General features: G+C 54.0%; 11 protein-coding genes. 6 read left to right on the forward strand and 5 right to left on the reverse strand.

Going from position 1 to position 13235, the window contains the following annotated elements; genetic code table 11:
* Positions 1–9: 9 nt before the first annotated feature.
* From EKN38_RS20505 to fdnG, 5 genes are all read right to left on the reverse strand, one after another.
* Entirely contained in the window at positions 10–927 is a 918-nt protein-coding gene (locus EKN38_RS20505) for an alpha/beta hydrolase (RefSeq protein ID WP_014833796.1), read from the reverse strand.
* A gap of 314 nt (positions 928–1241) precedes the next feature.
* The gene (gene fdhE / locus EKN38_RS20510; RefSeq protein WP_014833795.1) at positions 1242–2171 is read right to left on the reverse strand and encodes a formate dehydrogenase accessory protein FdhE; all 930 of its coding nucleotides are present in this window, start codon (positions 2169–2171) and stop codon (positions 1242–1244) included.
* Positions 2168–2803, reverse strand: a complete 636-nt coding sequence (gene fdoI / locus EKN38_RS20515) for a formate dehydrogenase cytochrome b556 subunit (RefSeq protein ID WP_014833794.1) — start codon at positions 2801–2803, stop codon at positions 2168–2170. The genes fdhE and fdoI overlap by 4 nt, the downstream gene beginning before the upstream one ends.
* Positions 2800–3702, reverse strand: a complete 903-nt coding sequence (gene fdxH / locus EKN38_RS20520; protein ID WP_014833793.1) for a formate dehydrogenase subunit beta — start codon at positions 3700–3702, stop codon at positions 2800–2802. The genes fdoI and fdxH overlap by 4 nt, the downstream gene beginning before the upstream one ends.
* Positions 3703–3714: 12 nt before the next feature.
* Positions 3715–6765 carry a formate dehydrogenase-N subunit alpha gene (gene fdnG, locus EKN38_RS20525; RefSeq protein WP_118284020.1) on the reverse strand — a complete coding sequence of 1017 codons (3051 nt, stop codon included), beginning with the start codon at positions 6763–6765 and terminating at the stop codon, positions 3715–3717.
* 383 nt (positions 6766–7148) lie between these two features.
* Here fdnG and fdhD point away from each other — a divergent pair, with 383 nt between their 5' ends.
* The 6 genes from fdhD (at position 7149) to EKN38_RS20555 (ending at position 13217) form a co-directional block, all read left to right on the forward strand.
* The gene (gene fdhD / locus EKN38_RS20530) at positions 7149–7985 is read left to right on the forward strand and encodes a formate dehydrogenase accessory sulfurtransferase FdhD (protein ID WP_014833791.1); all 837 of its coding nucleotides are present in this window, start codon (positions 7149–7151) and stop codon (positions 7983–7985) included.
* Positions 7986–8099: 114 nt separating this feature from the next.
* Positions 8100–8312 carry a DUF1471 domain-containing protein gene (locus EKN38_RS20535; protein ID WP_010436865.1) on the forward strand — a complete coding sequence of 71 codons (213 nt, stop codon included), beginning with the start codon at positions 8100–8102 and terminating at the stop codon, positions 8310–8312.
* Between the two features lie 417 nt (positions 8313–8729).
* Positions 8730–9428, forward strand: a complete 699-nt coding sequence (locus EKN38_RS20540; protein WP_014833790.1) for a DUF1120 domain-containing protein — start codon at positions 8730–8732, stop codon at positions 9426–9428.
* 74 nt (positions 9429–9502) lie between these two features.
* On the forward strand, positions 9503–10186 hold the full coding sequence (locus EKN38_RS20545) for a fimbria/pilus chaperone family protein (protein ID WP_014833789.1): 684 nt from the start codon (positions 9503–9505) through the stop codon (positions 10184–10186).
* 20 nt (positions 10187–10206) lie between these two features.
* A complete protein-coding gene (locus EKN38_RS20550) occupies positions 10207–12636 on the forward strand; it encodes a fimbrial biogenesis outer membrane usher protein (RefSeq protein ID WP_043951721.1) in 2430 nt (809 codons plus the stop codon).
* Positions 12627–13217, forward strand: coding sequence for a hypothetical protein (locus EKN38_RS20555; RefSeq protein ID WP_014833787.1), 591 nt, complete (start codon positions 12627–12629; stop codon positions 13215–13217). The genes EKN38_RS20550 and EKN38_RS20555 overlap by 10 nt, the downstream gene beginning before the upstream one ends.
* The last annotated feature ends 18 nt before the right edge of the window (positions 13218–13235 follow it).

Below are 13235 nucleotides of genomic sequence, written 5' to 3' on the forward strand. Positions count from 1 at the left end.
TCCCCTTTGTTATCGCCGGGCGGAGTTGATCCGCCAGGCGATGTCCCGAAGAACGTCTCGCGCCGATGGACTAACGCCGCCAAGCTGGAAGAAGCCGTGGATGACACCCAGCCAATGCTGAGCCGTGCAAATAACGCCTTGTTCTGTCATATGTTGATAAAGCGCCTGACCCTCGTCGCATAGCGGATCGTACTCGGCGGTAATAATGTGTACCGGCGGCAGGCCGTTAAAATCATCCCGCCAGAGTGGACTGGCTTCAGGATGCAGGCGGTCTGTCTCTGCCAGGTACATCTCATAACCACTCAGCAGCGTATCGCGCGTGATAACGTAGTCCAGGCCATTGAGGGTATAGCTTTCGAAACTCGCCGTGGCATCAAGCATGGGGTAGATAAGAATGAGCTGCGCCGGGTTCCAGAAGCCTTTAGCCTTGAGCCGCAGCGCCGTTACCAGCGCCAGATGGCCTCCTGCACTGTCTCCACACAGCGTCATCCGGTTTTTATCCACACCGACTTTTTCTGCATTTTGCCAGACAAGATCCGCCGCTCTCTCTGCGTCGTCATGCGCGGCGGGGAACGTATGCTCCGGTGCGAGCTTGTACTGAACCGCAATCACCCGACAATGACCGTAGAACGCCAGCTGGCGAAGCTGATTGTCATGGGTTTCAAACCCACCGCTGACAAAACAACCGCCGTGGTAGTAGATGGCAGCAGGCAATATTTCAGGCGCATTGAGAGGTGAAAATACCCGAATGGTAAGACCCTCAAGAACAAGCGTCTCCACCTGAACGCGCGTTTCGGTCTCCCCGGCAAGTCTCGTGCTGGCAATATAGCCTGCTCGTCGCACCTCAATGCTCTGGCGACGTGAAGAGGGCCGACCTGCAGCGATAAACCCCTGAACCAGTTGTGCAATACCCTGTTCCAGCGCCATGAAAATTCCCTTTTACTGTATGGATGAACAGTTTTATAGCCTGGTTTGTTTCAAAAGAAAACAAGAATATTGTTGAGGGGAAAAATCTTGAAAGCTGCTCGCAAAGGCGAGCGCTTTTTTATTATCTGCTTTTGTCACAGACATAAAGTGCGGATGTTGCCTGAGATTGGCCGTGGAAGCGATGCTAAGCGATAACGCGTCTTTAGACGGAACCTGGACTACGGACTGAAGAGCATCTGGCATATCAGACGGCTGGTATTGCTGTCGAGGTGTAGGCCGGGCAAGCTCGCGCCGCCCGGCACTCTCACAGGAGATTACTCCCCTTCACCCGGGAACAGGAACGGGTTAATCGAGCTACGGGCAAAGCCCTCCTGCTCCATCTTCGCGTCAAGAATCAGCGAGGCGAGATCGTCGGCCACCGCTTCAACTTTCGGGTCTTTTTCCTGATACAGAATCTTCAGGTACGTGCCGCAGTCGCCGCAGCTTTCGGCTTTCACCGCCGCGTCTTCATTTTCCAGCGACCAGTAGTTGAGATCGCGGGTCTGCTCGCAGTTGCTGCACTTCACACGCACCACGTGCCACTCGGTTTCACACAGGTTGCAATGCAGGTAGCGCAGGCCCTGAGTGGTGCCGATTTGTACCATGCTGGAGACCGGCATTGAGCCACACACCGGGCAGAACTGACGTGCTTCACCGTATTCGGCGCGCGCTTTGCCGGGGATCAGGCTGGCCATTTGTGCCCAGTAGAGCGACAGCGCCGCCCAGATAAACGGCGCTTTATCACTGCTGACCTGCGAGAAATCAGAAGCAAACAGCGCACTTGCCATCTCTTCCAGTTCCAGATCGGAGGCTTTTTCGAGATTTTCAATCACCGCCAGCGCGGTGCCGCTCATCTCGGGCTTCAGTTCGGCAATCAGCGAATGCAGCAGTTTGTGCCAGTGCTTATCACGTGGCAGCACATGAATATCCAGCGGCGGTTTGCCCTGCTTACTGGCTTCTTTGATGCGCGCCGTCAGGTCCATTTGCAGCGGGTGGTCGTACAGCACCACTTCCTGCGCATGGGCAACCAGCGCGGCAAAACGCAGAAAATCGCCCAGCGGGTTGTTCTCTGCCAGCTCGCGCAGACGCTCTGCGCGGCGGTTGTAGAGGTTCTTGAGTCTGGGGAATAACAACGGCGGAATATATTCCGCCGTACGTTTCTCGCTCGACCCCAGCTCATCTTGCGGGATTATGCGAATACTCATTCAGATGACTTTTCCTGTTTCTGGCGGACTTCACGGTACCAGCGCGGGTGATGTTTCTTCGCCCACGTGCTGGTGACCCAGCCTTCCACCATCGCGGTAATGGTGCCTTTCACCCAGAGGGCGGCGTAAATATGCACCATGATAACCACAATTAACGCCACTGCGGCAAATGAATGCAGCATCAGCGCGAATCGGATCACCGGGATTGAGAAAGCAGGCGCAAAATACGGACGCCAGATGATCACGCCGCTGACCAGCAACAGGACCAGGAAGATAATCGCCGCCCAGAATACGCACTTCTGGCCGAAGTTATAACGCCCGGTATCACCCACTTCCTCGTTGACGACGATCTTACGAATATTCTTCGCCCAAAAGATATCATCCCGATTGATTAGGTTATGGTGCCAGTAACGGAAAAACATGATGATGAACGACGCGAACATGATGACGCCAACAAACGGGTGCAGGATACGCGCCAGCTGCGGTGTCCCCAGGATTTGCATCAGCCAGTTGAAGGACGGGAAGAAGAACCCCAGCCCGCTTATCGCCGCCAGCATGAAGCAGAAGGCGGTGACCCAGTGGTTGATGCGTTCCGGCGCGGTGTAGCGCACGATGGTGTCACGTTTTTTCATTTGCGCACCTCGTCTTTCTCTTCATGCAGGTTATCGTCTTCCTCTTCCGCGCGGTTCGGACCGACACCGACGTAATGGAAGATGCTCGCCGCGAAGGTGGCAGCAAAGCCCACCGCCGCCAGCGGTTTCCAGATGCCTTTCCAGAATTTCACTGTCGCGCTGATTTCCGGGTTCTCCGGCAGGCCGTGATACAGATTCGGTTTGTCGGCATGGTGCAATACGTACATGACGTGCGTACCACCCACGCCGGCCGGATCGTACAAGCCAGCGTTATCGTAACCACGGGTTTTCAGTTCGCCCACGCGTTCGGCCGCCAGCGTTTTCATATCCTCTTTGGAGCCAAAGTGGATAGCGCCGGTTGGACAGGTCTTCACGCACGCAGGCTCCTGGCCGACGTTCACGCGGTCAACGCACAGCGTACATTTGTAGACGCGGTTGTCTTCCGGGTTCAGACGCGGTACGTCGAACGGGCAGCCCGCGATGCAGTAGCCGCAGCCAATGCACTGCTCGGACTGGAAGTCGACGATACCGTTGGCATACTGAATGATAGCCCCTTCTGACGGACACGCCTTCAGGCAGCCCGGATCCGCACAGTGCATACAGCCGTCTTTGCGGATAAGCCATTCCAGTTTGTCGTTCTGCTCCACTTCCGAGAAACGCATCACCGTCCAGGACTTCGCGGTCAGGTCCGCCGGGTTGTCGTACACCCCGACGTTGTGACCCACTTCGTCACGGAGGTCGTTCCACTCGGAACAGGCCACCTGACAGGCTTTACAGCCGATACAGGTAGTCACGTCGATAAGCTTCGCCACTTCCTGCTGGTGGTCCCGCGCCTGAGGCGCGGGGGTGAAACCGTTAGTCGCGGAACGACGAATAATGTCCTGAGATTGATAAGCCATAAGTCGTCTCCGTTACACCTTTTCCACATTCACGAGGAAGGCCTTAAACTCCGGCGTCTGCGTGTTCGCATCACCGACGAATGGCGTCAGGGTGTTAGCGATAAACCCTTTCTTCGCCACGCCCTCATAACCCCAGTGAATCGGAATACCGATGGTATCCACCTGCTGACCGTGAACGTTCAGCGTGCGAATACGCTTGGTCACTACCGCCTTGGCCTTGATATAGCCACGGTTGGAGGAGACCTTCACGGTATCGCCATGGGCAATGCCGAGCTTGTTCGCCAGCTTCTCGCCAATCTCCACAAACTGTTCCGGCTGCGCGATGGCGTTAAGCAGCGCGTGCTTGGTCCAGTAGTGGAAGTGTTCGGTCAGACGGTAAGTGGTGCCCACGTACGGGAACTTGTCCTTTTTACCCAGCGCTTCAAAGTCGCCCTTGAAGATACGGGCAGCCGGGTTAGAGACCACGTTCGGGTGCAGCGGGTTAGTGCCCAGCGGCGTTTCAAACGGCTCATAGTGTTCCGGGAACGGCCCTTCCGCCATCTTGTCGATAGCAAACAGACGTCCCATCCCTTCAGGCTGCATGATAAACGGCCCAACGTCGCTGCCTGGTGCGGCAGTACTGTAGTCCGGAATATCCACGCCGCCCCATTTTGCGCCGTCCCATTTCAGCAGCTGACGCTTCGGATCCCACGGGTTGCCCTGCGGGTCTGCAGACGCACGGTTATAGAGAATGCGACGGTTCAGCGGCCATGCCCATGCCCAGCCCAGCGTATTGCCGAGGCCCGATGGGTCAGCGTTGTCGCGGTTGGCCATCTGGTTGCCTTTCGGCGTCCAGCTACCGGCGAAGATCCAGCAGCCACTTGAGGTGGTGCCGTCATCACGCAGGTGCGCGAAGGTGCTGAGCTGATCGCCTTTCTTCGCCAGCACGGTACCGGTGGCCGGGTCGATAACGTCCGCCAGCGCCTTACCGTTGCTCTCCATCGCCACTTCTTCAGGCGCTGGATTTTCTGGCGTCGAGTAGTTCCAGGTCATGTTCAGAACCGGTTCCGGGTTCGCACCGCCTTCTGCCGCGTACATCTTACGCAGGCGTAAGAAGATACCGGCCAGGATCTCGCCGTCGTTCATGGCGATGCCCGGGGCGTCCGCACCTTTCCAGTGCCACTGCAGCCAGCGTCCGGAGTTGACGATAGAACCGTTCTCTTCCGCGAAGCAGGTGGATGGCAGACGGAACACTTCGGTCTGAATCTTCGACGGATCGACGTCGTTCGATTCGCCATGGTTCTGCCAGAAGGTCGAGGTCTCGGTATTGAGCGGGTCAATCGTCACCAGGAACTTCAGTTTCGACAGCGACTCAACAACCTTGTTCTTGTTCGGGAACGAGGCCACCGGGTTGAAGCCCTGGCACAGATAGCCGTTCACTTTGCCCTGATGCATCATCTCGAAATATTGCAGAACGTCGTAACCTTTGTCCCACTTCGGCAGCCAGTCAAAGCCCCAGCTGTTTTCTGCCGTCGCTTTGTCGCCGAAGAAGGCTTTCATCATCGAGACGAAGAACTTCGGATAGTTGCCCCAGTAGTTCACCTGGCCTTCGAGTAGCGGTTTAGGCGTGCTGGCTGTCAGGTAGGTTTGCAGGTCCGGTTGTTTCTCGCTTGGCAGGTTCATATAACCCGGCAGGCTTTGAGACAGCAGACCAAGGTCGGTCAGACCCTGAATGTTGGAGTGACCGCGCAGGGCGTTCACGCCGCCGCCTGCCATCCCCATGTTGCCGAGCAACAGCTGCACCATCGCCATGGTACGAATGTTCTGCGCACCAATGGAGTGTTGCGTCCAGCCGAGGGCATACAGGAACGACGCGGTTTTGTCTTTGGCGCTGGTTTCGGCGATAAGCTCGCAGACCTTCAGGAAGTCAGCCTTTGGGGTACCACAGATGTTTTCAACAACGTCCGGCGTATAGCGGGAAACGTGCTCTTTCAGCAGGTTCCATACGCAGCGCGGGTGTTGCAGGGTGGTGTCGCGCTTCGCAAAGCCTTTCTCGTCCAGCTCGTAGTTCCAGCTGGTTTTGTCGTACTTGCGTTTTTCGGCGTCGTAACCGCTGAACAGGCCATCTTCGAAGTGGTAATCCTCACGCACGATCAGGCTGGCGTTGGTATAGGCTTCGGTGTATTCGCGGTTATATTTTTCGTTGGTCATCAGGTACAGCAATACGCCTGACAGGAAAGTGATGTCAGTACCTGAACGAATAGGGGTGTAGAAATCCGCCACTGACGCCGTACGCGTAAAGCGGGGATCGATCACAATCAGTTTCGCACCGTTGTGGATTTTGGCTTCCATCGCCCAGCGGAACCCGACAGGGTGCGCTTCAGCGGCGTTACCGCCCATCACCACAATGAGGTTGGCGTTCTTGATGTCGACCCAGTGGTTGGTCATCGCACCGCGACCAAATGTTGGAGCAAGACTTGCTACCGTTGGTCCGTGTCAGACACGCGCCTGGTTGTCGACCGCGAGCATACCGAGTGCGCGCGTAAATTTCTGGGTTAAATAACCGGTTTCGTTGCTGGAAGCAGAGGCACACAGCATCCCGGTGGAGAGCCAGCGATTGACCGTGACGCCGTCGGCGTTCTTCTCAACAAAGTTGGCATCGCGGTCTTCTTTAATCAGTTTAGCGATGCGGTCAAATGCCTCTTCCCAGCTAATTTGCTGCCATTTATCGGAGCCTGGCGCGCGATATTCCGGGAATTTCAGGCGGCTTTCGGAGTGGATAAAGTCCACCAGACCGGCCCCTTTCGGGCACAGCGCGCCGCGGTTGACCGGGTGGTCCGGGTCGCCTTCGATGTGGAAGATAGACGCTTTGGCGTTTTTAGCACCGTCGCCGAGGCTATACATTAACAGCCCGCAACCGACAGAGCAGTACGTACAGGTATTACGGGTTTCACGGGTGCGCAGCAGTTTATACTGCCGCGTTTCCGCCAGCGCTACGCCGGGCGCAAAGCCCAGTGCCGCTGCCGTGGTGCCTGCCATACCGCCAGCGCAGATCTTAAAGAACTGCCTTCTGCTGACCTGCATGGGTCACTCCTTGTTTCGACATTGCTTACATATGTAGTTTTGACTTCGCGGTTGAATAATGACCGCAAAGGAGAAAAATTTGCGTTAATCCCTCATTTCTCCGGGGGATATCACCAGAATACCACAATGTCGGTACGCCTGTTCCAATGGCGTTAAAACAAAGTGAACGTATTATCACCGTGTTGATTATAAAGTGTGATATCAATCACACTATTAACCCCGCATGTTACAGGGGTGTAGCATGGTGCCGGTTGCACCTCTCCAGAATGAGTAGGTAAACTTGATGCGGTTGGGTGCTGAAAAGTTGATCCATACTATGCGTAAGGCCTGTGGTTTATGCTGCAATAGCAGGCTCACCTTCGTGGTTGTTCAGGAAAACCGTTGTGTCTAAACAAAACCGTGCTACCCACTCGTCGCCACTGCCAACAGGCATTGTGGCGCTGTCGGTACATCGACCCCCTCACATTACCCACGCCACGCCTGATTTTCTGGCGGAAGAAGTCCCTGTCGCCCTGGTGTACAACGGCATCTCGCACGTTGTAATGATGGCGTCGCCTAAAGACCTTGAACTGTTCGCCATCGGGTTTTCGCTCTCGGAAGGCATCATTGCGCATCCGCAGGACATTTATGGCATGGATGTGGTTCAGGCCTGCAATGGTCTGGAAGTGCAGATCGAACTTTCCAGTCGTCGTTTTATGGGGCTGAAGGAGCGTCGTCGCGCGTTGGCCGGACGAACGGGGTGCGGCGTCTGTGGCGTTGAGCAACTGAACGATATCGGCAAACCTGTTGCGCCGCTACCTTTTACCCAGACCTTCAATCTGGCCAACCTCGACCGCGCGCTTGCCCATCTCAACGACGTGCAGCCCATCGGTCAGTTGAGCGGTTGTACGCATGCAGCGGCATGGGTTCTGCCATCAGGCGACATCGCCGGGGGACATGAAGACGTGGGGCGGCATGTGGCACTCGATAAACTGATGGGCCGTCGGGCGCGGGAAAGCGATCTCTGGCAGCAGGGCGCAGCGCTGGTTTCCAGCCGCGCGAGCTACGAAATGGTACAGAAGTCTGCGATGTGCGGAGTGGAGATCCTGTTTGCGGTGTCGGCTGCAACCACGCTGGCGGTGGAGGTGGCGGAGCGCTGCAACCTGACGCTGGTGGGGTTCTGCAAGCCGGGAAGGGCGACAATTTATACCCATCCGCAGCGATTAATGGTTGATCAGTAATTTTGAATGATAATAGCAAATCCTTCCGCTTTCAGTTGTGGGTTATGAGGTCTAGTATTTATCTCATCAAGGCACGGTGCCTTACCTAAACAACTTAACGAAAGGGTTTATCTCATGAAAAGCATCAAAACTTTTGTCGCTGTAATCGCTCTGGCTGCTTCATTCGGTTCTTTCGCTGCACAAACTGTTACCGCCTCTGCCTCTACGCTGGATGGTGCTGAAGCGAAAATTGCCGCTCAGGCTCAGGAAGCAGGCGCGTCATCCTACAAAATTACCCAGGCGTTCTCGGGTAACCGCGTACACATGACCGCAGAACTGACCAAATAAGCTGTGTTGCCACTGTCCCTTGCTCTTCGGAGCGGGGACAGGTGTAATTAAAAAACTATTCCTCTTCTCGCGTGTAAAGGCTTTACCTCTGCGCCTCCTTTCTTTGTCATCCCCCTGTTTTAGCATTCGTCGTAAAATAACTCTCTGAAATAACGTGTCTGGTCAGTCTTGCGATAACATTATTTTTTTAAATACTTTTAAGTCGCTTGAGCGTACTGCTGCCTTTTTATATTCACATTTCAAATAATTCATCTGAACTGTTAAGGCAATCCTCAGGTGTAAATCCTAAAGATGATTTAGACAATTGATAGGGATTATTAATGCTGGTATTTTTCGTACAAATATTGGTTTTCTCTTTCTTCGGTCAAATGTCGATATTTGGCTTTGTTTTGTCTATCACCTTAATAAGGAAATTGAATGAACGCGCTTATCAAAAAAGGAATGCTGGCCACAGTGTTAGCGATGTCGGTTAATACAGCTATGGCTGCACAAAGCATTGATATTAAAGTAACCGGTAAGATCCTTCCCTCTTCCTGTACCCCTTCCTTTCCAAGCGGCGGCGGTATTGCTGACTTCGGTACCATGAAAGTGGCCTCGCTCAACTCGACCAGCATGACTCCGCTGGCGGATTTGAAAGAAATTCCCGTTACCATTAATTGTGAAGAAGCCACACGTGTTGCGGTGAAATTTACCGATGCGCGTGACGACTCATCCCCAACAGAAAGTGTCAAAATGGGTAATGGTTTTTCGGGTTCACCATTTAATATGTTTGGTCTGGGAATGTATAACGATAAAAAAATTGGTGCCTATACACTAGCGTTATTCCGCAATCAGGGTGCAAACACTAACGGCAATGGTGACTCACTTTATCCATTGTTGAGTATAGATGGTGGGGAAACCTGGCTTGTTAAAGGCACCGACTACATGCAAATTAACAGCGACAATTCTGAAATATATGCCTTTACTTTAGATACAGCGAATGGCATACCTTCTCCAGAAAGCAAGATCAACTTTAAAGTTGCTGTGAGTGCCACTATTAACCCAACCAATGATTTAAATGTTACGGATGAATTGACACTGGACGGTTTAACCAACATTGAGCTGGTTTATCTTTAATTATCACACAGCTGATAATTCACTGCTCCTCAGATTAGGGGAGCAGTGCCCATCAATATTAACGGACTAATATTATGATTATTTCTAAAAAAACGCTGCTCTGCGTTTGCCTTTTCTCGTCGTTGCAGACGTTTGCCGCCGGTATGGTGCCCGATACTTCCCTGCTGTTAATTAACGAAGACGAACGAGGCGCGAGCATGGATGTGAAAAATAGCGACGATAACGCCCAGCTTCTCTATACCCGCATTATCGATTTACCGGACGATCCTACACCCGGTGTTATTGTCACTCAACCGGTGGTACGTGTAAATGCCGGTAAAACGCAGCGTGTTCGCTTTGTCTTAAAAGACAGCGCGGAAAAATTAAAAACAGAACACCTAAAACGCGTCATTTTTTCCACTATTCCGCAACGCGAGCAAAATAAAGTCAAAATGGTGTTCAGCCAGAATCTGCCCGTCATTATTCGCCCGGCAGGGCTCGACGTGAATATGGAACCCTGGAAAGGGCTACGCTGGCAGATTAAAAACGGCAACCTGACGGTGTTAAACGATACGCCTTATGTGGTGCGTATGGAACAAAAAGCAAAATTATTACCCTCCGAAACTCAGGTGAAATTTGAAAAAAGCTATATTCTTCCCGGCCAGACGATGATAGCGACGCCAGAAAATAAGCTCTCTGGACTGAATAACAAGGTGGAGATATACCCTGCTACCCGCTTTGGCTATAAAGCCAGTTCTTACGTTGCCGAATTACAATAATAATATCAGATGGAGTGGTCATGATAATGTCCTCCTGTAAAACAGGTGTGCTGGTCTTTTGCCTGAGCTCGGTGGCGTTCGGCATTCGCGCAGAAATTCTTCCCACTGCAGCACCCACTATGGAGCTGGCAAGAGCGTTATTCGACACCGATGTGTTAAAAGAGAATGGCCTTGACCCGGCAATTGCTGACTATTATGCCGTCGCCCCGCGATTTATGCCTGGCTATCATAATGTTACCGTGCTTATTAACGGCAAAAAGCGCGGCATTATGCCCGTGAAATTTAATGATGAAGGTCTTCCTTGTATTGATGGCGAATTCCTGGACGCGGCCGGGTTATATAAAAAGCTCAAGCGTGGGACCTGCCCCTTCATTCATCAGTACTGGAAAAACGCGACGGTGGTCACTTCACCGGACGTAGAGGAAATTTCACTGGTTGTTCCGCCAGAGGCCATTAACCCGGAAAGCGGTCGCCAGGTGGCTGATGTCCGTGGCGGACGCGCGGCTATGCTGAACTACTCCATGTTTGGCACCCATTACGACTTTGATGATGATAAATCCGATCGCTTCCAGTCTTCGTTTGAGTTTGGTTTTAACGCAGGCGACTGGATTGTGCGCAGTTCGCAGTTTATCAGCGACGGCAGCGGCATGGCGTTCGGGAGCGAATCGCTATACACCTACGCACAGCGTACCTTTACCGACTACGGCGTGATGGTGCAGGGGGGGCAAATTAACATCGCCAACAGCCGCTTCAGTATCCCCGGGATTTATGGCGTACAGATGATGCCGGATAACGCTCTCCTGCCGGGTTATAGCAGCGGTATTGAGGTTAGCGGTATTGCCCGCAACGCCCAGGCGCGTGTGGATATTCGCCAGGGCGGACAGCTGATCTTCTCCACGCTGGTGCCCGCCGGGCCGTTCACCTTAAGCGATGTACCTGTTGCAAATCTGAACACGGATTTAAACGTCACGGTGACGGAAACCGACGGCAGCGAAAGCCATTTTACGGTTGCCGCCAGCACCTTCCGTAGCAACCATGTTGGCCGCGCGCCGGGATTTTCACTGGCCGTCGGGCGTGCGGAGGATATGGAGACAAACTTTACGCAGCCCTGGATTGTCGCCGCGTCAAACGGTTGGTCCATCAACAACCGGATGAACTTTCTCGCCGGCATGGTGATGGCAGATAACCACTACTACGGTTTTTCAGCCAACATTGACACCGTGCCGATGCAGCATATGTATGCCTCGCTGGGTTTTCTCGGCTCGATTGATAACCTTTCACAAACTGATGGCAATAAAACCACGCTGGATCTCGGTTATTCATTACCGTGGGGGCTCGGCCTGTCGCTGGGTGGGAGCTACGGTACGCCGAAGTACCGCGAAATGCAGGAGCTGTACAGCGACGACGATGATTACTCGACCACCAAATACGACACCAGCGTTGGTATGAGCTGGTCGAACACGACGCTGGGCCGTTTCTCCCTGAGCTACTACAACAACCAGACCTGGAACAGCGAATACGATAGCCGTCGTATCATTTCGTCATGGTCCCGGTCGTTCCGCTATTTGAGCGTCAGCGTAAACTGGGAATCAGACATCAGCCACGGTGATAAGAGCACCAGCGACAGCGATATGTTTTATGTGAACGTCTCTGTGCCTCTGGGTCGCTCCGGCGTTTCCACCAACAGCTGGTACCGCGAAAACGAGGGCAAAGCCTCTTACGGCACCCGTGCAATGGGTTCACTTAACGACGACAACACCTACACGGTGGGCGTCTCTCAGGATCACGATGACAGCGTAACCAACTGGGACAGTTCGCTGAACAGTAACCTGCACTACACCACGCTGGCGGTGGGGATTGGCGGTGACAATGAAAGCAACAGTAACGCCTCGATCGCGCTGAGCGGAGGCATTGTCGCGCACGATGATGGCGTCACCTTCTCACCTTATCCGGTAACAGATACCTATGCGGTAGTGGCGCTGGACAAGCCCGTTGCCGGGGTGGCGATAGGTACCCCGCGCGGTAACGTCTGGACGGACAAATGGGGCAGAGCAGTTGTCCCCGCCCTGACACCGTTCAGTGAAAGCACGGTTGAAATAGATACGCAAAGCCTGCCGGGCAACCTGGACATCAGCAACGGCCATGCGTCGCTGAAGGCCGCTCATGGGGCATTTGCACACTGGAAGTTCTCAACGCTGAGCCAGCGGCGCGTGCTGCTGAACATTACGCGTGCGGACGGTACGCCGTTACCGAAAGGGGTTTCTGTGGTGAATGGCAAAGGGGAGTACATCACCTCTGCACCGGAAGACGGCATCATCTTCCTGAATGATATTTCCGCCAGCCAGACGCTGTATGCGAAGCAGGATACTGGCCGTTGCACGCTGAGTTTCACCTTGCCGGAAGCGGATCCCACTCAATTCTACGAGGAGATAAACGGAAAATGTCTCTGATTTTTCATCGCACGAGTCTGCTGCTGCTGGCCTGCGTCGCCCTCAGCCATGCTCCCTCCGTCCTGGCAGAAGAAGAGTGTCAGGTGGTTTCGTCAGTAAAAAATATCAACAATGGTCTGTTGCGTCGGGAGACGATGCGCGCGGTCAGTACCGATATTGCCGGAAAAACGTACCGGGGTTACGCCTCGTCAGAACGTGAGATCCAGGTGTCGGTGATCTGCCCGGCTGTGCGCAAGATCCGTCTGCAGGTGGATGGCCCGTCCCGGGGAAATAGAGCGTATCGCTTTAGCAACAACGGTGCGCTGAAAATTACGGCGAAAGAGGCGCGCATGGATAATAGTGTCGTGCAGCTGGCGGCCGTGCCGCGCGGATCGGCGCAGGTGACCGCTGGCGCGGCGGAGGTCGCGCTACCGCCGGATATGTCACTTGTCGCGGTGAACGGCAGCGAGGTGGCGGGCAAACAGCTGGCCGTTACCCTCTCTGTGGTCACCTATCTTAACGATAACGCGTTTAAGACGGGCAACACGGCGGAGCTCGAAGAGATGCTGACGGTGAATTACGTTACCCTCGCGGCGCAGTAAACGCCGCCTTGCCCGACG

The organism is Enterobacter sp. WCHEn045836, assembly GCF_003965585.1.
Classification (GTDB): Bacteria; Pseudomonadota; Gammaproteobacteria; order Enterobacterales; family Enterobacteriaceae; genus Enterobacter; species Enterobacter dissolvens.

Excerpts from the sequence above, each read along its gene's own strand:
- EKN38_RS20505 (WP_014833796.1), bottom strand. The coding sequence starts at position 927 with ATGGCGCTGGAACAGGGTATTGCACAACTGGTTCAGGGGTTTATCGCT.
- fdhE (WP_014833795.1), bottom strand. The coding sequence starts at position 2,171 with ATGAGTATTCGCATAATCCCGCAAGATGAGCTGGGGTCGAGCGAGAAA.
- fdoI (WP_014833794.1), bottom strand. The coding sequence starts at position 2,803 with ATGAAAAAACGTGACACCATCGTGCGCTACACCGCGCCGGAACGCATC.
- fdxH (WP_014833793.1), bottom strand. The coding sequence starts at position 3,702 with ATGGCTTATCAATCTCAGGACATTATTCGTCGTTCCGCGACTAACGGT.
- EKN38_RS20535 (WP_010436865.1), top strand. The coding sequence starts at position 8,100 with ATGAAAAGCATCAAAACTTTTGTCGCTGTAATCGCTCTGGCTGCTTCA.
- EKN38_RS20540 (WP_014833790.1), top strand. The coding sequence starts at position 8,730 with ATGAACGCGCTTATCAAAAAAGGAATGCTGGCCACAGTGTTAGCGATG.
- EKN38_RS20545 (WP_014833789.1), top strand. The coding sequence starts at position 9,503 with ATGATTATTTCTAAAAAAACGCTGCTCTGCGTTTGCCTTTTCTCGTCG.
- EKN38_RS20550 (WP_043951721.1), top strand. The coding sequence starts at position 10,207 with ATGATAATGTCCTCCTGTAAAACAGGTGTGCTGGTCTTTTGCCTGAGC.
- EKN38_RS20555 (WP_014833787.1), top strand. The coding sequence starts at position 12,627 with ATGTCTCTGATTTTTCATCGCACGAGTCTGCTGCTGCTGGCCTGCGTC.